The following is a 20,808-nucleotide window of genomic DNA, read 5'->3' as shown; positions in this document are numbered from 1 at the left end:
TTTATAATTTATCAGATGAGTCAAATTAATAATACTGAAGACCTTTCAGAAAATATAAATCTTAGTGAACTTATAAAACCTTATTTAAACAGATGGAAATTATTTTTATTCTCTGTAATTGGAGTACTTTTTTTATTTGTTTTATATATTAAAAAGACTTCTCCTACATATGAGATCACATCAACGGTGTTGATTAGAGATGTTAAAAAATCTCCGTTAGATTTCGGAATGATGTCTGAATTATCCAGTTTTGGTGGTAGAGCAAATAGTGGCATTAATAATGAAATTGAACTTTTAAAATCTAAAAAGCTAACAAAAGAGGTCGTTCAAAGATTAAACATTCAAAATGCTGTTTACTCAAAAAAAGGTTTAAGGGCTACAGAATTATATGAAAATTCAGCACCTTTTTTGGTGAGGGTGATTTCTGAAAAAAAAGTGCCCGATGACTTTAAAATCGAGCCCGTCAAAGTGCAGCTAAATGGTGATAAAGTCTTACTTTCATCAGAAAATTTAGAAAATACTATAACATCTACATATAATAAGACGATCAATTTGCCATTCGCAAATTTGATGTTAACAAAAAATCCCACGTATAAAAATTCAGAATTTAAAAATTTGAATGAATTATATGTTGTATTTGCTCCTATTGACAAAGTCGTAATTGATTTGCAGAAAATTATTGATATAAAATTAGTTGACAAAGAAGCTACTGTTATTGGGATAAATATTAATTATCCTAACATTGATAAAGGAAAGGCAATTGTGAATACATTAGTTAATGTATACAATAATGATGCTATTTTAGATAAAAATTTAGAATCAAAAAAAACAAAGGATTTTATTGATGAAAGACTTTCTATTATTTCTCGTGAATTAGGTGATGTTGAAGCGCAGAAAGAGAATTTTAAAACATCAAATCAAATAACTGATATCGCTACCGAAACACAATTGAATCTTGGGACATCGGCAGCTACAAGAGCCAGACTATTGGACGCAGAAACTCAATTGTCAATTAGCAATGACCTTATAAGTTATATGTCAAAACAAGGTTCAAATCAAGTCCTTCCTTCAACAGTTGGACTAAGTAATCCTACCGCATCTGCCAATATTACTACTTATAACGAATTGGTGATGCAGAGAAATCGTTTGCTAGAAAATGCGACACCGCAAAACCCTTCTGTTATCGAAGTTACAAAACAGATTTCGAATGTAAGAGCTGCTATTATGGATAATCTGATTAAAAATCGCGCAAGTTTGAACGAGGTGAAAAATCAGATGCTGAATGAGCAGAATATATTAAACTCTAAAATTAGAAAAGTTCCTTCATGGGAAAAAATGTTTAGAAATATTGAGCGACAGCAATCTATTAAAGAAAACCTATATTTGATATTGTTACAAAAAAGAGAAGAAAATGCTATTCTTCTAGCAAATACTACACCGAAGGCGAAAATTGTGGATTATGCATATCCTTCTGATAAGCCTGTTTCTCCGAAAAAGTTTTTTCTTTTGGGTGTAACTCTTTTGTTTGGTATGTTGTTACCTTTTATTTATATCTACCTACAAGAATTATTTAATAATAAACTCCGCTCTAAACATGATTTAGAAAAACTTTCGACAACCCCAGTTTTAGGTGAATTGCCAAGTTTAACGAAAGGACAGAGTGAGTTGGTAGAAGTGAATGATTTATCACCAATGGCCGAAGCGTTCCGGATTATTATTACCAACATGAATTTTATGCTTCCTAAGAAAGAAAAAGGGAAGATTGTATTTGTGTCTTCCTCAGTGAAAGGTGAAGGTAAAACGTTTGTTTCTGTTAATTTAGCACTTACTTTGGCGAATGGTAGAAATAAAGTACTGATCATAGGTTCTGATATAAGGAATCCACAACTTCAACGCTATAATCCTGCCAGAAGAGGTTTAGCAGGACTAACTGAATATTTGCATGATTACGAAACGCAATTACAGGATATTGTGCATGTATCCAGTTTTAATACGCAATGCGATGTGATTTATTCAGGAAGTATTCCTCCGAATCCGACAGAACTATTGTCCAGTGGTCGATATGAGCAGTTGCTAGAAGAGGTGAAACCATTGTACGATTATGTTATCGTAGATACCGCACCATTGTTGCTGGTGACCGATACCTTCTTGTTTGCTGAATTAGCGGATGCTACATTGTATGTCGTTCGTTCTGGTCACACTGAAAAAGAATTGATTGAATTTGCTAATAAGCAGATTACAGGCAATAGGATTAAAAATGTAGGATTCGTGCTGAATGATGTAAGAAAAGATTATTTTGGATACGGAAATAAATATGGATATGGGTACTCTGCTACGGAAAAAAGTTTTTTCGAAAAATTAAAAGATAAATTTTAAATACTTATGGAACACGATATCAGACCTTGGGGAGAATACTGGGTATTAGAAGATGCACCGACCCATAAAGTAAAAAGAATTCAGGTTAACTCAGGAGGGAGATTATCTTTGCAATATCATCATAAAAGAGCGGAAGTTTGGACGATCGTATCAGGGATTGGTACCATTACCATCGATGATGAAATTAAAGATTATGTTGCAGGGGAAGTAGCCCAAATTCCTCAAGGAGCCCACCACCGTATCGAAAATAAGACCTCCGAAGCAGTGGTTTTTATTGAGGTGCAGTACGGTACCTACTTTGGTGAGGATGATATTGTTAGAATAGAAGATGATTATAATAGATCATAAATAAATTATGTTTAAAGATAAAACTTTATTAATTACTGGCGGAACTGGATCATTTGGCAATGCCATGTTGAAAGGTTTTTTAGATTCTGAGTTAAAAGAAATACGTATTTTTTCTAGGGACGAGAAAAAACAAGAGGATATGCGTATTGAATACAAAAATGATAAGCTTAATTTTGTTATTGGGGATATTAGAAATTTTAATGATATCAATCAGGCAATGATGGATGTTGATTTTGTATTTCATGCTGCTGCACTTAAGCAAGTTCCATCATGCGAATTTTATCCTATGCAAGCAGTTCAAACTAATATTCTAGGGGCAGAAAATGTATTGGAAGCTGCGGCAAGAAACAAAGTTTCAAGAGTCGTGGTTTTGAGTACAGATAAAGCTGTTTATCCTATAAATGCAATGGGTATTTCAAAAGCGATGATGGAGAAAATTTCTATTGCAAAAGCTAGAGATCCTAGGGTAAAAGATATTGGTGCTATTTATACAGCTACAAGATATGGAAATGTGATGGCATCACGAGGATCTATCATTCCGTTGTTTATTAAACAGATTAAGGAGAGAGCTCCTCTTACTGTTACAGATCCTAATATGACCCGATTCATGATGTCGTTAGATGATTCCGTGGCATTGGTTATGTTTGCTTTTTTAAATGGACAACCTGGAGATATTTTTGTTCAAAAGTCTCCAGCAGCCACAGTTGAAGTTTTAGCCCAAGCCTTAAAAGAGCTTTTTAATGCGGATAATGAGATAAAAATTATAGGAGCACGACATGGGGAAAAAATGTACGAAACTTTATGCTCAACAGAGGAAATGGCAAAAGCTGAAAATTTAGGTGATTTCTATAGAGTACCAGCTGATTTTAGAGATTTAAACTACACAAAATATGTTCAAAAAGAGGCGAATGTTAAGTTAGAAGGTGAATATAATTCAGATAACACCAAAAGATTGAATGTTGAAGATTTGAAAGAATTACTTTTGACTCTTGATTATGTAAATGAAGAATTAAGAACGCACCAAAAATAATATTATGAATAGGGTTTTGGTTTTAGGAGTTGCCGGAATGGCTGGTCATGTTGTATATACTTTTTTGAAGGAAACGAATAACTATGAAGTGTTTGGTACAACTAACCGCAATAATTTAGAAGGTGTATCTTTAAAAATGAATATTTTTGATAGAAATGAGGTTGAAGAGATCATTAAAAATGTACAGCCAGACGTTATCATTAATTGTATAGGTATGTTGATTGGAACATCACGATCTAACCCAGATCAAACAATTTATGGTAACTCATATTTTCCATATATGTTAAAACTTCTGGCCCATCAATATTCTTCTAAGCTTATACATATCTCAACAGACTGTGTTTTTTCGGGAAAAGCAGGGGGGTACAGAGAAAATTCGTTTAAAGATGCTACAGACTTATATGGATTATCTAAGAATTTAGGAGAAATTAACGATTCTTTTAATTTGACAATTAGAACTTCCATCATAGGGCCGGAGATTAAGCAAAATGGAGAGGGACTTTTTCACTGGTTCATGGATCAAAGTGAAACAGTGAATGGATTTAGAAGTAATATTTGGTCAGGCATTACCACATTAGAATTAGCAAAATTCATTGACTGGGTAATTAAATATCCCTTAACAGGACTTGTACATTTGACTAATAATAAGCCAATATCAAAGTATGATCTGTTAGATATTTTTAATGATGTTTACGTAAGAAACATAAAAATTTTAGATGACAAAGACTATGTGTGTGATAAATCTTTTATTTGTACAAATCCAGATGTCACTTATAAAGTTCCGACTTACCGCCAAATGCTTGAAGAACAAAAAGAATTTATGCTTAAGCACAAAACCTTTTATGAAAATATTTATTTTTAATGGAACAATCTAATCTAGTTAAAATTATTTCAAATTACGGAAGCAGGCTCTGGAGTATGGTTTCCGTTTTTGTTTTTATACCACTCTATATAAAATTTTTAGGGAGTGAAAACTATGGTTTAATTGGCTTCTATGCTTTGCTTTTAGGTATTATCAGCTTTGCAGATTCAGGGATGTCTTCAGCAGTGATAAAAGAATTTTCTCAAGAATCAAAAACAAATTATAAATATACCCTATTTAGGAATCTCGAAATAATTTATATTATTTTATGTGTATTGATTTCGGGCATTATTTTTTTTAGTGCGGAATTTATAGTGAAGCATTGGATTTCTTCCCAAACGATATCACAGCGAGATTTAGTTTATTATGTAAGATTAATTGGTGTAGGAGTAACAACCCAACTTATAAGTTCACTATATTTCGGAGCACTTTTTGCGTTGAAAAATCAGGTTAGATCTAACCTATTGCAGTTGGGATGGAGTTTTTCCAAGTCTGCATTGGTCTTCGTGCTGTTTATTATTTTTTCAAAATCAATAGAACTTTATTTTATATGGCAAATTGTCTGTAATGTTTTTTATATTTATTTACTAAGATTTTTTGTTTTAAGACAACTCAATCTTGAGGTTTCTACAACACCTCTAAAAATACTATTTAGAAAGCTTCCGAAACATATAGCAAAGTATATCGGAGGAATGATATTTATTGCCATTATATCTTCAATCAATATCCAAGCAGATAAGTTAGTAACCAGTTCAATGTTTGACTTGGGAACTTTTGGGTTTTATAATATTGCATCTAGTTTAGCACAAATTCCTGTTATTTTGATTGCACCATTAATTGCCTTTGCATTCCCCCTTTTTTCCAAATTTTCAAATCCTATTCCTAAAGAGAATGAACATAAGAATCTGGTTGTGTTTAATAAAATTTTTTATTTGACAAATTTAATAGCGATTGTATTCACAGTAGGTATATTTTTTTATTCGAAAGAAATTCTATTATTATGGACTAAGAGTGCAATTCCTACATCTATTTTTCCGGCAATAACTTTTGATGTAAAGATTTTAATTTTAGGTTCTTTTTTCCTAGCGTTACAATTTCCTTTATATTATTTATTATTATCAAAAGGGAAAACAAAATACACTATATTTCAAGGAACGATACAAGTTTTAGTAGGTATTCCTTTGTTATATTTTTGTTCAAAAAAGTTTGGACTTTTTGGTATTCCTATCCCGTGGTTACTTATTAATATATCAGCGTTTGTTTATTTATTTATTATTGTACAAAAAAAATATCTTGATTTTGCAAACGTTCATTTTTACACCAGAATATTATTTCCGCCTTTAATCATTACACTTCTGTTCAATTTTTTGGTGTATTTTTGTTATCAAAAAATCCAATTTGCTTTTATTGCTTTTATTGCGTTTTCTGCATCTATAAGTCTCATTAGTTCGGTGTTATATTTTAATAAACAATCGAAAAACAATGTCTTTTCATTTAAACATTTATATAGTTTTCCTCATGAGTAAATTACTATCAATTATTATACCTACAAGGAACAGACAAGTCTATTGTGTAGAAAGTATTAAATCAATATTAATGGATATTGACCACCGTTGCGAGATTATTGTGCAAGATAATTCCTCAGATAATAGGCTTCATCAAATGCTACACAGTTTAAACAATGAATTAATCGTGTATAATTATAACTCTGCACCGTTATCTTTTATTGATAATTTTGAAGAAGCGTTGAATATTTCAACTGGACATTATTTTATAATATTGGGGGACGATGATTCAACAACTAAAGACATTTTATCGATTGTCGAATGGATGGAAAGAGAAAACATTGAGTCAGTATCCAGTAGTTTTGTTGTTGATTATATTTGGCCTAATGATAAAATAGAAAAATACAGAACGGGGTACCTAACCATACCCAATTACAAAGGAGATGTTCGTAAAATAAATGTCGATAGAAAACTTACAGAACTCATCGAAAACGGCTTCTTAGCATATCAATCTTTTGATTTACCAAGGACATATCATGGTATTGTCAAAAGAGCTTGTATGGATAAAGTAAAAAAAACTGGAGGAAGGTATTTTGGAGGATTAACGCCAGATATTTATTCAACTGTTGCTTTGTCATGCATTATCAAAAATCATGTAGTTATAGATTATCCTTTTTCTATTGCAGGGGGATGTCCTGCTAGCGCCACTGTGAATGCACAAGTTGGTGGACATTCAGGTGAATTGAAAGATGCACCCCACTTTAATAATAGAGGAGAATATGATTGGGAGGAAACAATACCAAGATATTATAGTGTAGAAACTATCTGGGCAGAAACTGCTATAAAAGCATTAAAAGACATGCGATATCCCAATTGGCAGAAAAAATTTGATAAATATAAACTTTATGTATACTCAATATATAATAATAGAAAATTTATACTTAGTTTGTCGGTAAGACAAACATTGTTATTACATAAATTGGACAAATTGTATTTCTTGAAATTATTGAATAGTTTAAAAAATGCGAGTATAAAAATGCTATTAAGAAAAAAAAATATATTACAGTTGTCTTATTTGGAATTTTATGAAGTCGTTGACTTAAATGTTTGTAAACAACAACTGTATAAAGAGATAAGAAGGGTACTCGATATAAATGCCAAAAGTAAAACAAATATCGCCTATCTTAAAGAATAACTCATATTTGATATTTGTACTTCTGATCTATTTTTTTTCAAAAAATTGGGCTATGAATATATTATGAAGCAAATTAGTATATTAGAAATTTTATTTCGATTATTTTGCTTTGATATAATAAAATAGTTAAATATATAGTATGTTTTAACCATTAATTAATTTAAAAACTATTTTATTCAATTTAATTAATTATGTATTTTTATCTAATCATTTTCTTGTTTATTGCAATCTGTTCTCTATACGAGATCAATCAATACCCCAAAAGGAATAAATCGTTAATAGGAATAATAATATTTTTATTATTTCTTGTATCGGGTTTTAAGTATGAAACTGGAGTAGATTGGTTTGCCTACGAATACTTAATTGACAACTCATATCCTATTGATAAAGCATTTGTTAATGGCAGATGGGATCTCGTATTTCCGACATTAGATGTTGGTTATTCCTTTTTGAATTCTTTAATTAAGTCATTAGGAGGGGGTATACAAATTTTAATCTTTATTAGTTCGCTTGTATCAATTGGTCTCTTGAAAAAAAATGTCGAAAAATATTCTCCTTTGCCTATTTTTTCTCTACTTGTATATTACACATTTTTCTTTTTTATATTCGACTTAAGCGGTTTAAGGCAAGGGCTAGCAATCCAATTATTTTTCTTTTCATTAAGATATTTAGAAAAGAAGAATTTTTTAAAATATATTTTAACTATTTTATTAGCAACTTCGGTTCATTGGACTTCAATTTTACTAGTGCCTATGTATTTCATTCTAAATAGAAAAGCTTCAATTAGAAATGTTGTAATCGTTATTATCATTTCAACGATTGTTTTCTCATTCCAAATAAAATGGCTTGGAGTTGTAATGGGGGATGTTTTGAATCAAATTAACGGCTTTACTTTATTGGCCGGAAAAGTAAGTGCCTATACTACCAATGATGTTTTTGCACAAAATAGAGGTTGGAATACTTATTCGTTTTATGTTTATATCAAGATTATACTGCTTGTAATATTAACATACCAAAAAAGAAATACAATCATCAAAAAAGAAAAGTCCCAATATTTTAATATCTTCTTTAATCTTTCTTTAGCTCAGTTTTTTTGCATATTTACTTTTTATGAATTTTATGAAATGTCAGAACGATTCAAGTTTTATTTTCTAATTTCGGAGGTGATTTTGTTTCCATGGCTGATTGTGTCATTTTATTATCGATATCAAAAGCAAATCACCTTGTGTATGTGCACAATTTTCATATTTTTTAATAGTTATATTTACTTTTTGGAATTTCCAACAGCAATTGCCTATACACCTTATCAAAATTATATTATTTATAAAATGCTGGACAAAAAAAGTACAGGATATGAAAGATTACAAGAACATATTAGACTGAATAGTGATGAGTAATTTAATATACATATGTCATATTATTGAAAGCGAAGATGATGGAGGAATGGCAAGGAATAGGGCTTTCTATAATTTTTTTTTGAATAAAAATTCCAAAATCTATAATATGTATCATTCAAATATAATGGTACGCCTTTTTAGATTAATTGTTTTTATATTTCAAATTTTATCATATAGAAGGAAAAAAATATTTATTCATATCGGTAGTATTTTTAATATTTTCCCAAAATTTATTTTAAGGAGAAAATTTGGGATATTTTTATTAAAAAAATTCATCATTATATTGGCAAAAAAAAATCATTTGATTTTTGAAATTAATGATCTACCATATGAGCAGGCAAAGGATTTGGATTTGCCGATCGAAAATTTTTACGAGGAGTTTCAAAACATTATATTTAATAATACGCTAAAATCCAAATATATTTTTGCTTCCAATCAGATGGAGAAATATGTATTAGAAAAATACCGCATTGCTCCTAATTATTCACAGGTTTTGATTAACGGTGCACCTAAACTGGATGAATCATTAGGAGAAACGATGTTTATGAAAGAATATAATTTATTCAAAGTCAAATATATTTATGTTGGTACAATGAATAAAGGAAGGGGTATTGAAGAGCTTTTAACTCTTTTTGAAAATCGTAAATCATATTTGTTTTTAGTTGGGCCAGACGGTGAATGGCTCCTAGATTATTTAGAAAAATTATCTAATATAGTCTATCTCGGAAGCTATAATGAACAAATGGCCATGCAAATTGCTTCGCAATGTGATTATGGTATTTTGCATTATGATAGTAGTAAGTTTTATTATAATTTATGTTATCCAACAAAAAATTCTTTTTATATTGCTGCTGGTATAAATGTGATTTCAACTCAATTAAAAGAAACTCAAAATGTTTTATCAAAATATAATATTTTCTTATTTGAGGATTTTCAGAAATGGGAAAGTATCATAGAGAATCCTAGTTGCTATTTTAATAAAATAAATAATATCGAAGAAAATACAAAAGAAAAATTTTATTGGTCTACTATTCTAAATAATTTAAAAATTTGAATGAGCCCAAAAGAATAAAGATTGTAATCTTAACCATCTTAAATTCTAGTTGGCCGTGCATTAGTAGATTTTCAAATTATTTGTATTCCATTTTTTATCATATCCGATCCCATATGGCAATGATTTCTTATATACATTGAATAATGTTAATTCCCCGACATTAGGACTCGCAATATAAATATCCCAACTATTACTATTGTTAAATGAAGATGGAGATGATATTTTTATATTACTAACATCATTTACCGGCGTAGAGTTATTTAACGTTAGCAATGCTCCAATGTTTTTGTACTTACCTATGTTATTATGACCTGCATGTGGTGCGATAATTTCGATAAGAGTAGTCCCAGAATCTATATCCCATCCACTTTTATTCGCATTTTCTGCTCCACAAGAAATAAATGTTATTGAATGGGTATTACTATTTGGACCCTTTTTTAAATTATAAGCATTATTAGGGCTTCCATCTACAGCACAACTTATAAAAGTCGAATAGATAGTCCCCTCTATATTAAAACTACATCCCTGCAGATAGCAAGTTTCAAAAACCAATGATGTATTAGAATCTCCTGTGAAAACTCCAATGCCTCCATCATCGTCAATAATATTTACTCTCGAAATTTTACCTTGAAACACCGCATTTTCTCCATTATACTTGCCAAGAGATAGGGCAATAGATTTTGATGAGTTTGCTGATCTTATTTTTACATTATCAATTTCAAAATCATAACCTTTGTATAATTCAATAATTTGTTCATGGTTTTTTCCTGTACTGATGAAATTAATATTTTTTATTTTTAGATCTATAAAATCTGAAATGATTAGATGCGAATTGTTTTTAAATATAATTGTAGAGCCAGTAAACTGTCCTCCTTGTAAAGAATAAGTAGATTTGTTTCCAATTATTTCAATTCCTCTAAGATTATTGATAGTGCATACCCTGTTGAATGTGAGATTTTTATTTATTATTAGGGTTCCTCCGTTTAATTTTTTTAATAAACGTATTGCTTTTTCAAATTTAGTATTATCATCTAAGTCTTCGAGATCGTCAATTTTTATTGTTTTTGTCAATATAAAATTGTTATCAACAAAATATTCATTATTTTTTTTTATGTAAATTAACCCATCCACTTTTGAATCATTCATCAATGTTGTATCTTGCCAAATATTTGTTTTTATATAATTTTGTGATTTTATAAAACATGTGCACATAATTAATAATAGTACCGTAGAAAATTTTCTCATGAGAATTATTTTTTATGCGTAATATACATATATTTTTTAATTTTTTTATGTCAAAAGAAATTCTTTATATTATTGTAACATACAAAGAGAAATATTATCATTGTAGCTCTTACAAGTCACTAATTGATAGTTTTAAATGTAGCAAATTTTTGAATTCGAATGAAAAATTATATGTTTTTGTAGCAGATAATACTGATTTAAACGAATGGGATTGTGAGGTAGCCGAGAATTTGGATCATATTAGTGTGTATTATCATCGGTTTAAAAATAATCCTGGGTTATCATTTGCTTATAACAAAGCAGTGGATTTTGCAAAAAAAAATGGATTCTCATGGGTGGTTTTATTGGACCAAGATACGATGTTACCAAGTAATTTTTACGAAGGTTACAGTCAATCAATAAGACAAAATGAGACGATTTTTTTGAAAGTACCTGTCGTTTTTATTAATTTTAATGCTATTCTATCACCGTCAAAATATATAGGTTACCGGGCTTATTTATATAAAATTGTTGAACCTGGGATTAAGAAATTAAAAGGAAATTCATTCATTAATACTGGAATGCTAATTAATATTGACTTTTATATAAAAGTAGGAGGTTATAATGAACAAATTAAACTGGATTTTGCTGATCATGATTTTGTCTATAGATGTACTAGATTTACTACTCAATATGAAGTTTTAAATATTAGATTGTTGCAAGATTTTTCATCTTTTACTAATTCTAAAGAACAGGCTATTAATAGATACCGTCTATATTTAAGGGATTTAAAAACTTTTAAAAAAGGAAAAACAAATAAATGTATGCTTTTTTTTAATTCGGATTTTTTAAGGTTAGTGAAACTTTCAATACAATATAAATCTTTTGATTTTCTTAAACTCAGATTGTCCAAATGATAAGTGTATGTGTAACTACCTATAATGGGGGTAAATTTTTGAAGCAACAATTAGACTCAATTCTTATGCAATTGGGCGTAAATGATGAAGTAATAATATCTGATGACGGATCTACAGATAATACATTAAAAATCATTGAAAGTTATTCTGATAAGCGAATAAAGTTATTACATCATCAACCTGAAATAGATAAATTCAAATTTAGTTTAACAACTTCAAATTTTGAGAATGCTCTGAAACACGCTATTGGTGATTATATTTTTTTTGCAGACCAAGATGACATCTGGAAGAAAAATAAAGTAGAGGAATGTATTAAAGTTTTGCAACAAGGGTATGACTTAATTTTACATGATGCAGAAATAATAGACGAAGCAAATAATGTAATTTATGAATCATATTTTAAAATTAATTCTTCAGTACCCGGGATCAGTAGAAATATTGTAAGTAATGCTTATTTAGGTTGCTGTATGGTAATTAGAAAGAGATATTTGGATAAAGCATTGCCTTTTCCCACTATTCCAGTTCCTCACGATATGTGGATTGGTTTACTATATGAATATTTTGGTAATGTGATTTATTTAGAAAAGAAATTACTTTCTTACAGAAGGCATGGGGGAAATGTTTCGAACGCAGGTGAAAAGAGTAAAAACAATATTTTTTTTAAACTGAACTATAGAGTGATTTTCTTGTTTGCTTTTATTAAAAGAATATTCTGATATTTCTTAGTTTGTCATTTCTGAGATTAAAAAATTTAATTTAAATATAAACGATAGTAATAAACAATAAAAACTATCAATGAATAGGAAACACAATGAAAATATTACAAACTATTAAATATTTTGAACCTAGTAAAGGCGGAATGGAATCTGTTGTTAAAAACTTAGTTGTTGGTATTAAGAGAAATAAATATGATTCTGATATTACTGTGATTTGTAATAATCATGAAAAAAGTAGTAAGACAATAAAAGAAAAATTACTTAATGTAAATGTGGTACGTTATAAATCTTTTTTTTATAAAAGTCAACCTATCTCTTTATTGTTTAAAGGATTAAATAAACATCTTAGGGATTCTGATGTGATTAATCATCATTATCCATTTCCAACTATGGAATTGGCATTATTAAAACATTTAAAAATTTTAAAGAAGAAAAATTTTATTATTACGTGGCATGCAAATATTGAGAACTCGCGATGGTCGTGGATTGAGAAATTTTATAATCCAATAATAAAACAATTGTTAAATTCTGCTACTAAAATAGTGGTGACTTCCCCACAATTATTTGAATATTCCCCCATACTTAAGTATTATAGACACAAAATCGAAATAATACCTTTGAGTTATGAGCCTCAAAATGAATTTATCTATCCAAAAACATTAAATGGGCAATTGAAAATTTTGTTTGTAGGAAAACTAAGAGAATATAAAGGACTAAAATATTTAATTGAAGCAACAAGGAATCTTGATGTAATAGTAGATATTGTTGGTAATGGAGAACAGGAACAAGAACTTAGGGGTTTGATAAAAGCCACAAATCAGGAAGAAAAAGTAAAACTACATACTGATGTAAATGATGTTGAATTAAAGAAATATTATAAAAACGCACATATATTCGTGTTACCATCTATTAATGAAGCTGAAGCGTTTGGTGTCGTTCAATTAGAGGCTTTAAGCTATGCATTGCCAGTGATTAACACGAATCTAAAGTCAGGCGTGCCATATGTTTCATTAAATAATATTACAGGATTTACAATAGCACCATTAAACAGTACTGAATTACAAAAAGCAATTATTAAGTTTATAGATAACCCTACGCTGTATGCAGATTTTTCGAGAAATGCCTTAGAAAGAGCTAAAGAGTTTACTACTGAAAAAATGGTAAAAAAATATTTAAGTTTATATGTATGAAAATCACCATCACAGGCGCATCCGGTTTTGTAGGGTCTAATCTTTCAAAATATTTGGAAGAAAAGGGAAATACCATAGATAGATTATCTTTAAGAAAGTCTGATTTTTCTTTGCAGAAAGATGCAAATGCTGTGATTCATTTGGCAGGTAAAGCCCATGATACGGCGAACACTTCTGCCGACAAAAAATATTTTGAAATCAATACTGAACTGACAAAGAAATTGTTTGATGATTTTTTGAATTCAGAAATAAAAGATTTTCTCTTTTTCAGCAGTGTAAAAGCCACCGCCGATACTTTGGAGGGTATTTTGGATGAAAACCATTCTTCCAGTCCGCAAACGCCTTATGGAAAATCGAAATGGGAGGCAGAAAAATATCTGCTTTCAAAAAATCTGCCTTCCGGAAAACGCCTGTTCATCGTTCGTCCTTGTATGATTCACGGTCCGGGCAACAAAGGAAATCTAAACCTGCTTTACAAAGTGGTAGAAAAAGGCATTCCTTGGCCATTAGCCAGTTTTGAAAATAGAAGATCCTTTTTAAGTATTGACAATTTGAATTACCTGGTTGATAAAATCATAAATTCAGATATCCCTTCCGGAATTTATAATTTTGCAGACGATAAAGCCATCTCGACAAACGAATTGGTGAGAATTATCGCGAAAACCTCTGGTAAAAAGGAAAAATTATGGCATATTTCAGCGGGTTTAATTTCGGGTGTGGCAAAACTGGGCGATAAAATAAAATTGCCACTCAATTCAGAAAGATTAAAAAAATTAACTGAAAGTTATGTGGTTTCCAACCAAAAAATCAAAACCGCATTAAATATCGATTCATTACCCGTAAGCGCCGAAGAAGGGATGAGAAAGACGATTGAGTCATTTAAAAGTAGTAAATAACAATCATTATTAAAACTTAATCCTCCAGTAAAACAATTCTTATCAAATGAAGATAAAAATTTGCATATTTTTGCAAATAATCTGATAATAAACACCCATGATGTATTTCGCTGTTTTTCTCGTGCTTTTTGTCTTAGAATTGTTCTATTTCAAAATTGCGGACCGATTTAATATCATCGATAAGCCCAACCACAGAAGTGCACACACCGATATTACCTTGCGCGGTGGCGGAATTATCTTTCCGATTGCTTTTTTGTTTTTTATGGGATATGAATTTTTCTTTAAAGGATATCGTTTTTCTTTGGACAATTCTTTAGAACCAAATTTCTGGATTTTCGGTGCTGGTTTGTTAACCATCTGTATCATTAGTTTTATTGATGATATGATGGACTTATCAACCAAGATCCGATTGATCTTTCATTTCATTTCGGTGACTTTGCTACTATTTTTTCTTAATGCATTTCAGTTACTCCCGTGGTGGGGAATTCCCGTTTGTTATGTCTTGATTATCGGTATTCTTAATGCTTATAATTTTATGGACGGAATTAATGGGATGTCTGGTATATATAGTTTGGTAGTACTGAGTTCACTTTTGTATATTAATCAATGTGTGGTTGAATTTGTCAATCATGATTTTATAATTTATCCAATACTTGCATCCGTTGTTTTTCTGTTTTTTAATTTCCGAAAAAAAGCAAAGTGCTTTCTTGGTGATATTGGCAGCATGGGAATAGCATTTTGGATTATAACACTTCTGTCTTTATTAATGTTCAAAACCGGGCAAATAAAATGGGTGCTTTTTTTAATGGTGTATGGTGCTGAAACAATCCTAACCATTATTGAAAGATTAAGATTAAAGGAGAATATATTTGATGCTCATCGCAGACATCTTTACCAATTATTTGCAAACGATAAAAAGATATCTCATCTCTTAGTAAGTTCTTTATATGGCTTAATACAACTTCTAATAAATGTAATTGTAATAATGTCAAATTGGTCTGATTTGATTAGTTTTTTAGTAATTTTGCTACCTACTGTTATTTTATATTTAGTAGTTAAAGACAAAGTGAAAAAGACAATTTTAAATTCCTAAGTAAAAATTTGATGAAAATTAAAGAAACCCCACTCAAAGATTGCTACATTATTGAACCTACCATTTTCGAAGACGATCGTGGTTATTTTTATGAAAAATTCAACGAACAAAAATTTGAAGAACTCACTGGAATGAACGGCCATTTCGTGCAGGATAATGTTTCAAAATCTTCTTATGGAGTTTTAAGAGGTATTCATCTGCAAAAAGGTGAACATGCTCAGGCAAAACTGGTTTCCTGTTTAGAAGGTAAGGTTTGGGATGTTGCCGTAGATCTTAGAAAAGATTCTCCCACTTTCGGAAAATGGTTCGGGGTGGAATTAACTCCCGAAAACAAATTGCAATTATACGTTCCTAGAGGTTTCGGACATGGTTTTTCTGTGCTTTCTGAAAAAGCAATCTTTGCTTATAAATGTGATAATTTCTATCATAAAGAAGCAGAAGGAAGCGTTATCTGGAATGATCCTGATTTGAACATCGACTGGAAGTTACCGGAAGAAGCAATCGTTCTTTCCGAAAAAGATGAAAAATTACCAACCTTTGCAGAAAATAATTTTTAAATCAAGTTATTAAATATAGGGTAAAAAGTTTAAAAACAGTTTTGAGAATGAAGTAGATTAAAGAAAATAGATGAAAGATAAAAGACTTACAATCAATCGTCTAAATTCTTAAAATATATTATTAAATACCTGTTAGTTCAATGACTCATTAACTCAATAACCCAATTACTCAAGCACTCAGTCAAAAACTATGAAAAACATAATCATCACCGGCGGCGCTGGATTTATCGGTTCTCACGTGGTTCGCGAATTTGTGAAAAATCATCCTGATTCTACAATCATCAACCTTGATGCTTTAACGTATGCAGGGAATTTAGAGAATTTAAAAGACATCGAAAATGAACCCAATTACGTTTTCGAAAAAGCAGATATTACGAAAGTTGACGAACTAAGAAAAGTTTTCGAAAAATACAATCCCGACGCTATTATTCATTTAGCTGCGGAATCTCATGTTGACAGAAGCATCACCGATCCAAATGCATTTATTAATACCAATGTCAACGGAACGGCAAATCTTTTGAATTTAGCCAAAGAATTTTGGACTCTGAACCCAGATCATCAACACGGGAATTTCCCTGATGAAACAAGAAAGAATTTATTCTACCATGTTTCTACTGATGAGGTTTATGGAAGTTTGGGCGAAACAGGATTCTTTTTAGAAACCACGGCTTACGACCCGAAATCTCCTTATTCTGCGAGTAAAGCAGCGTCCGATCATTTGGTGAGAGCGTATGGAAATACGTACGGAATGCCATTTATTATTTCAAACTGTTCCAATAATTATGGTCCCAATCATTTCCCGGAAAAATTAATTCCATTGTGTATTTCTAATATTTTGAATGGAAAACCGCTTCCGATTTACGGCGACGGAAAATATACCCGAGATTGGCTCTACGTTATTGATCATGCCAAAGCGATCCATCAGATATTTTTTGAAGCAAAAACCGGAGAAACATACAATATCGGAGGTTTCAACGAATGGAAAAATATTGATCTGGTCAAAGAACTCATCAAACAAATGGATGAAAAACTTGGAAATCCAGCGGGACACTCAGAAAAACTCATCACTTATGTGAAAGATCGTCCAGGTCATGATTTACGTTATGCCATCGACGCTACAAAACTCAACAAAGAACTCGGCTGGAAACCCTCCGTAACTTTTGAACAGGGATTAAGCAAAACAATTGATTGGTTTTTAGAAAATAAAGAATGGTTGGAAAATGTAACATCCGGAAACTATCAAGATTATTACAATAAACAATATTCTTAGCATGAAAGGAATTATTTTAGCCGGAGGTTCCGGAACAAGGCTTTATCCATTAACCATCGCGGTTAGCAAGCAATTAATGCCGGTTTACGACAAGCCGATGATTTATTATCCGCTTTCTACGTTATTGTTAGCCGGAATTAAAGATATCTTAATCATTACAACACCGCACGATCAGGAAGGATTCATCAAACTTTTGGGCGATGGTTCTGCGATTGGGTGTAATATTCAATATAAAGTTCAACCAAGTCCAGATGGTTTGGCACAAGCTTTTATTTTGGGTGAAGAATTTATCGGTGATGATTCAGTAGCATTAGTTTTGGGAGATAATATTTTTTATGGAACTGGTTTAGCAAAATTATTAGAAAGCAAAACGACTGTAAAAGGAGGTTGCGTTTTTGCGTATCAAGTTTCTGATCCTGAAAGATATGGAGTTGTAGAATTTGATGAAAATTTGAAAGCCGTTTCTATTGAAGAAAAACCAGAACATCCAAAATCAAACTTTGCAGTTCCTGGATTATATTTCTATGATAATTCGGTTGTAGAATATGCCAAGAATTTGAAACCTTCTGTTAGAGGTGAATTAGAAATTACCGACATCAATAGAATTTATCTTGAAGAAGGACAATTAGAAGTTGGTGTGATGTCTCGTGGAACCGCTTGGTTAGACACCGGAACGTTTGATTCTCTACATGAAGCTTCAGAATTTGTAAAAGTTTTAGAGAAAAGACAAGGATTCAAAATTTCGTGTATCGAAGAAATCGCTTATACGAAAGGTTTCATTAATAAAGAACAACTTCTGAAATCAGCCGAGAAATATGGTAAAAGCGGTTATGGTGATTACTTAAAAAAATTGGTTTAGTATTGCTATTCAATATCAAGTAAAACCGGAAATCCTTTAAGAAATCTTAATCTTAAAGGATTTTTTCTTTTAAAAGATCAAGTCATTTTTTAATTTTCTGTAACAAATAAATCACTAAATTTGCACCCACAAAAATTAGCCACTGCTAATCAACTTATTACTTTAAAATTATGCGTACAAAATCCGTCGGAAAAAAGAAAATCAATATCGTAACTCTTGGATGTTCCAAAAATGTTTATGATTCTGAAGTGTTGATGGGACAATTACAAGCCAACGGAAAGGAAGTGGTTCACGAAGATAAAGGAGACATCGTTGTAATCAATACTTGCGGATTTATTGATAATGCTAAAGAAGAAAGCATTAACACCATTCTAGAATTTGTAGAGGCAAAAAACAGAGGCGAAGTTGAACAGGTTTTTGTTACCGGTTGTTTGTCAGAAAGATATAAACCAGATTTAATCAGAGAAATTCCAGATGTTGATCAGTATTTCGGTACTCGCGATTTGCCTTTATTGTTAAAGCATCTAGGTGCAGATTATAAACATGAATTGGTGGGCGAAAGAATGGTTACTACTCCAAGACATTACGCTTACTTAAAGATTTCTGAAGGCTGCGACCGACCATGTTCTTTTTGTGCAATTCCTTTAATGAGAGGTGGGAATATTTCAACACCAATCGAAAATTTAGTGATTGAAGCAGAGAAATTAGCGAAAAAAGGAGTTAAAGAACTTATTTTAATTGCACAGGATTTAACCTATTATGGTTTAGACATCTATAAAAAAAGAGCGTTAGGCGATTTGCTTTTACGTTTGGTAAAAGTAGAAGGAATTGAGTGGATTCGTCTGCATTATGCATTCCCAACTGGCTTTCCGGAAGATGTTCTAGAGATTATTAAAAACGAACCGAAAGTTTGTAACTATATCGATATTCCTTTACAACACATTAATTCTGATTTGTTGAAAGCCATGAAACGAGGAACTTCTCACGAAAAAACCAACGCATTATTGGCGAAATTCAGACAGATGGTTCCAGATATGGCGATTAGAACTACATTGATTGTTGGTTTCCCGGGAGAAACAGAAGAGCGATTCCAGGAAATGAAAGAATGGGTTCGGGAGCAAAGATTCGATCGTTTAGGTTGTTTCACTTATTCGCATGAAGAAAATACTACGGCATTCGTTTTAGAAGACGATGTTCCTCAAGAGGTAAAAGAAGCGAGAGTAGAAGAAATCATGGAATTACAATCTCAGATTTCTTGGGAAAAGAATCAGGAGAGAATTGGTAAAACATACCGTTGTATTTTCGATCGTAAAGAAGGAAATTATTTTGTAGGAAGAACAGAGTTCGATTCGCCAGATGTAGACAATACCGTTTTAGTAGCAGCAGAAAACGTTTATTTGTCAATCGGAGAATTTGCCGATATCAAGATTACCGCTGCAGAAGAGTTCGATTTATATGGCGAATTGGTTTAATATTTAGCAATTATTGGTCATTTTTTTGACAATACTATAAAGATAATCATCAAAAAAATACTTCCAGAATTCCTGGAAGTATTTTTTATTTATTTAATTGATAATCAGGGTTTTATTGCTTGTAGTGTTTAGGTGTTATGCAATGTTTAGTTAAAATCATTAACATTTAATGCTTAATTTTAACACAATTTAACAATGTTTGTTAAATGCTGCTATTAAGGAGAATACAGACATTGTTAACAAAAATTTAACAATTTGTTAAGAGTGTTTAACTACTTGGGTGTTGTATAAGTCAATTTCGGAATAAATTTGCAAAGTCAAAACCCACAAAAATAAATTCAAAATGATGAAAAGAGGAACACTCCTAATCATAATGATGATTTCAACACTCGGTTTGTTTAATTTTAAAACAAATACCGAAGATGCCAAAAAAACAAGTTTTGCATCGTTCTACCACGATAAGTTTAACGGTAGAAAAACGGCCAGCGGAGATATTTTCAGTAATTCAAAATTAACCGCAGCCAACAGAACGCTTCCATTCGGGACTATGGTTAAAGTAACCAACCTGAGAACAGGAAAAAGTGTAGTAGTAGAAATAAATGACCGCGGTCCTTTTCATTCTTCCAGAGCACTTGATCTTTCAAAAGCGGCGTACAAATCAATCGGCGATCCTGCAAGAGGAACAATGCCCGTAGAATACGAAATTATCGACAACGACTAACATTAATGTTAAAACAATCAAGCCAATTCTTAAGAGTTGGCTTTTTTATTTGACCTCCTCCCTAAAGAAAAGACAAGAATCGTACCTTTTCGAATTATTCTCTAAAAATTAAAGTGATATTTTATT

The 20,808-nt window shown here is 31.0% G+C and carries 19 protein-coding genes; 18 read left to right on the top strand and 1 reads right to left on the bottom strand.

Annotated features, from left to right (window positions below; translation table 11 throughout):
- Window positions 1-15: 15 nt before the first annotated feature.
- The 8 genes from PUH65_RS07485 (at window position 16) to PUH65_RS07450 (ending at window position 9,767) form a co-directional block, all read left to right on the top strand.
- Window positions 16-2,376, top strand: a complete 2,361-nt coding sequence (locus PUH65_RS07485; RefSeq protein WP_305519271.1) for a polysaccharide biosynthesis tyrosine autokinase — start codon at window positions 16-18, stop codon at window positions 2,374-2,376.
- A gap of 6 nt (window positions 2,377-2,382) precedes the next feature.
- The gene (locus PUH65_RS07480; protein ID WP_305519269.1) at window positions 2,383-2,724 is read left to right on the top strand and encodes a phosphomannose isomerase type II C-terminal cupin domain; all 342 of its coding nucleotides are present in this window, start codon (window positions 2,383-2,385) and stop codon (window positions 2,722-2,724) included.
- A 7-nt stretch (window positions 2,725-2,731) separates the two neighbouring features.
- The gene (locus PUH65_RS07475) at window positions 2,732-3,754 is read left to right on the top strand and encodes a polysaccharide biosynthesis protein (protein ID WP_305519267.1); all 1,023 of its coding nucleotides are present in this window, start codon (window positions 2,732-2,734) and stop codon (window positions 3,752-3,754) included.
- A gap of 4 nt (window positions 3,755-3,758) precedes the next feature.
- Window positions 3,759-4,616 carry an SDR family oxidoreductase gene (locus tag PUH65_RS07470; protein ID WP_305519265.1) on the top strand — a complete coding sequence of 286 codons (858 nt, stop codon included), beginning with the start codon at window positions 3,759-3,761 and terminating at the stop codon, window positions 4,614-4,616.
- Complete coding sequence (locus PUH65_RS07465) at window positions 4,616-6,142, top strand: oligosaccharide flippase family protein (RefSeq protein ID WP_305519261.1); 1,527 nt, start codon at window positions 4,616-4,618, stop codon at window positions 6,140-6,142. The genes PUH65_RS07470 and PUH65_RS07465 overlap by 1 nt, the downstream gene beginning before the upstream one ends.
- Window positions 6,099-7,316 (top strand): glycosyltransferase family 2 protein, encoded by a 1,218-nt coding sequence (locus PUH65_RS07460; RefSeq protein ID WP_370692026.1) that lies wholly within the window; start codon window positions 6,099-6,101, stop codon window positions 7,314-7,316. Before PUH65_RS07465 ends, PUH65_RS07460 begins: the two co-directional genes overlap by 44 nt.
- Window positions 7,317-7,507: 191 nt before the next feature.
- Entirely contained in the window at window positions 7,508-8,713 is a 1,206-nt protein-coding gene (locus tag PUH65_RS07455) for an EpsG family protein (protein WP_305519258.1), read from the top strand.
- Entirely contained in the window at window positions 8,706-9,767 is a 1,062-nt protein-coding gene (locus PUH65_RS07450) for a hypothetical protein (RefSeq protein WP_305519257.1), read from the top strand. The genes PUH65_RS07455 and PUH65_RS07450 overlap by 8 nt, the downstream gene beginning before the upstream one ends.
- A 60-nt stretch (window positions 9,768-9,827) precedes the next feature.
- Here PUH65_RS07450 and PUH65_RS07445 read toward each other — a convergent pair whose 3' ends face one another.
- The gene (locus PUH65_RS07445) at window positions 9,828-10,913 is read right to left on the bottom strand and encodes a hypothetical protein (RefSeq protein WP_305519256.1); all 1,086 of its coding nucleotides are present in this window, start codon (window positions 10,911-10,913) and stop codon (window positions 9,828-9,830) included.
- A 146-nt stretch (window positions 10,914-11,059) separates the two neighbouring features.
- Here PUH65_RS07445 and PUH65_RS07440 point away from each other — a divergent pair, with 146 nt between their 5' ends.
- The 10 genes from PUH65_RS07440 to PUH65_RS07395 all read left to right on the top strand — a co-directional run bounded on the left by PUH65_RS07440 (window position 11,060) and on the right by PUH65_RS07395 (window position 20,682).
- On the top strand, window positions 11,060-11,908 hold the full coding sequence (locus tag PUH65_RS07440; protein ID WP_305519255.1) for a glycosyltransferase: 849 nt from the start codon (window positions 11,060-11,062) through the stop codon (window positions 11,906-11,908).
- Window positions 11,905-12,624 carry a glycosyltransferase family 2 protein gene (locus PUH65_RS07435; protein ID WP_305519254.1) on the top strand — a complete coding sequence of 240 codons (720 nt, stop codon included), beginning with the start codon at window positions 11,905-11,907 and terminating at the stop codon, window positions 12,622-12,624. The genes PUH65_RS07440 and PUH65_RS07435 overlap by 4 nt, the downstream gene beginning before the upstream one ends.
- A gap of 95 nt (window positions 12,625-12,719) precedes the next feature.
- Complete coding sequence (locus PUH65_RS07430) at window positions 12,720-13,814, top strand: glycosyltransferase (RefSeq protein WP_305519253.1); 1,095 nt, start codon at window positions 12,720-12,722, stop codon at window positions 13,812-13,814.
- Window positions 13,811-14,710 carry an NAD-dependent epimerase/dehydratase family protein gene (locus PUH65_RS07425; protein ID WP_305519252.1) on the top strand — a complete coding sequence of 300 codons (900 nt, stop codon included), beginning with the start codon at window positions 13,811-13,813 and terminating at the stop codon, window positions 14,708-14,710. The genes PUH65_RS07430 and PUH65_RS07425 overlap by 4 nt, the downstream gene beginning before the upstream one ends.
- Window positions 14,711-14,807: 97 nt before the next feature.
- A complete protein-coding gene (locus PUH65_RS07420; protein ID WP_305519251.1) occupies window positions 14,808-15,803 on the top strand; it encodes a glycosyltransferase family 4 protein in 996 nt (331 codons plus the stop codon).
- 11 nt (window positions 15,804-15,814) lie between these two features.
- Window positions 15,815-16,360 carry a dTDP-4-dehydrorhamnose 3,5-epimerase gene (gene rfbC, locus PUH65_RS07415; protein ID WP_305519250.1) on the top strand — a complete coding sequence of 182 codons (546 nt, stop codon included), beginning with the start codon at window positions 15,815-15,817 and terminating at the stop codon, window positions 16,358-16,360.
- 190 nt (window positions 16,361-16,550) lie between these two features.
- Entirely contained in the window at window positions 16,551-17,630 is a 1,080-nt protein-coding gene (rfbB, locus tag PUH65_RS07410) for a dTDP-glucose 4,6-dehydratase (protein ID WP_305519249.1), read from the top strand.
- A gap of 1 nt (window position 17,631) precedes the next feature.
- The gene (gene rfbA / locus PUH65_RS07405; protein ID WP_305519248.1) at window positions 17,632-18,489 is read left to right on the top strand and encodes a glucose-1-phosphate thymidylyltransferase RfbA; all 858 of its coding nucleotides are present in this window, start codon (window positions 17,632-17,634) and stop codon (window positions 18,487-18,489) included.
- 170 nt (window positions 18,490-18,659) lie between these two features.
- Complete coding sequence (gene rimO / locus PUH65_RS07400) at window positions 18,660-19,961, top strand: 30S ribosomal protein S12 methylthiotransferase RimO (protein WP_305519247.1); 1,302 nt, start codon at window positions 18,660-18,662, stop codon at window positions 19,959-19,961.
- A 343-nt stretch (window positions 19,962-20,304) separates the two neighbouring features.
- Window positions 20,305-20,682, top strand: coding sequence for a septal ring lytic transglycosylase RlpA family protein (locus PUH65_RS07395; protein ID WP_305519246.1), 378 nt, complete (start codon window positions 20,305-20,307; stop codon window positions 20,680-20,682).
- Window positions 20,683-20,808: the final 126 nt, after the last annotated feature.

Source organism: Kaistella sp. SH40-3, assembly GCF_030686865.1.
Taxonomy (GTDB): domain Bacteria; phylum Bacteroidota; class Bacteroidia; order Flavobacteriales; family Weeksellaceae; genus Kaistella.
The sequence above is the reverse complement of the archived record's forward strand: the minus strand, read 5'-3'. Positions and strand labels throughout refer to the sequence as shown.

What these genes read in the sequence shown, in the direction of transcription:
- PUH65_RS07485 (WP_305519271.1), top strand. Translation starts at nt 16, where the DNA reads ATGAGTCAAATTAATAATACTGAAGACCTTTCAGAAAATATAAATCTT.
- PUH65_RS07480 (WP_305519269.1), top strand. Translation starts at nt 2,383, where the DNA reads ATGGAACACGATATCAGACCTTGGGGAGAATACTGGGTATTAGAAGAT.
- PUH65_RS07475 (WP_305519267.1), top strand. Translation starts at nt 2,732, where the DNA reads ATGTTTAAAGATAAAACTTTATTAATTACTGGCGGAACTGGATCATTT.
- PUH65_RS07470 (WP_305519265.1), top strand. Translation starts at nt 3,759, where the DNA reads ATGAATAGGGTTTTGGTTTTAGGAGTTGCCGGAATGGCTGGTCATGTT.
- PUH65_RS07465 (WP_305519261.1), top strand. Translation starts at nt 4,616, where the DNA reads ATGGAACAATCTAATCTAGTTAAAATTATTTCAAATTACGGAAGCAGG.
- PUH65_RS07460 (WP_370692026.1), top strand. Translation starts at nt 6,099, where the DNA reads ATGTCTTTTCATTTAAACATTTATATAGTTTTCCTCATGAGTAAATTA.
- PUH65_RS07455 (WP_305519258.1), top strand. Translation starts at nt 7,508, where the DNA reads ATGTATTTTTATCTAATCATTTTCTTGTTTATTGCAATCTGTTCTCTA.
- PUH65_RS07450 (WP_305519257.1), top strand. Translation starts at nt 8,706, where the DNA reads ATGAGTAATTTAATATACATATGTCATATTATTGAAAGCGAAGATGAT.
- PUH65_RS07445 (WP_305519256.1), bottom strand. Translation starts at nt 10,913, where the DNA reads ATGAATGATTCAAAAGTGGATGGGTTAATTTACATAAAAAAAAATAAT.
- PUH65_RS07440 (WP_305519255.1), top strand. Translation starts at nt 11,060, where the DNA reads ATGTCAAAAGAAATTCTTTATATTATTGTAACATACAAAGAGAAATAT.
- PUH65_RS07435 (WP_305519254.1), top strand. Translation starts at nt 11,905, where the DNA reads ATGATAAGTGTATGTGTAACTACCTATAATGGGGGTAAATTTTTGAAG.
- PUH65_RS07430 (WP_305519253.1), top strand. Translation starts at nt 12,720, where the DNA reads ATGAAAATATTACAAACTATTAAATATTTTGAACCTAGTAAAGGCGGA.
- PUH65_RS07425 (WP_305519252.1), top strand. Translation starts at nt 13,811, where the DNA reads ATGAAAATCACCATCACAGGCGCATCCGGTTTTGTAGGGTCTAATCTT.
- PUH65_RS07420 (WP_305519251.1), top strand. Translation starts at nt 14,808, where the DNA reads ATGATGTATTTCGCTGTTTTTCTCGTGCTTTTTGTCTTAGAATTGTTC.
- rfbC (WP_305519250.1), top strand. Translation starts at nt 15,815, where the DNA reads ATGAAAATTAAAGAAACCCCACTCAAAGATTGCTACATTATTGAACCT.
- rfbB (WP_305519249.1), top strand. Translation starts at nt 16,551, where the DNA reads ATGAAAAACATAATCATCACCGGCGGCGCTGGATTTATCGGTTCTCAC.
- rfbA (WP_305519248.1), top strand. Translation starts at nt 17,632, where the DNA reads ATGAAAGGAATTATTTTAGCCGGAGGTTCCGGAACAAGGCTTTATCCA.
- rimO (WP_305519247.1), top strand. Translation starts at nt 18,660, where the DNA reads ATGCGTACAAAATCCGTCGGAAAAAAGAAAATCAATATCGTAACTCTT.
- PUH65_RS07395 (WP_305519246.1), top strand. Translation starts at nt 20,305, where the DNA reads ATGATGAAAAGAGGAACACTCCTAATCATAATGATGATTTCAACACTC.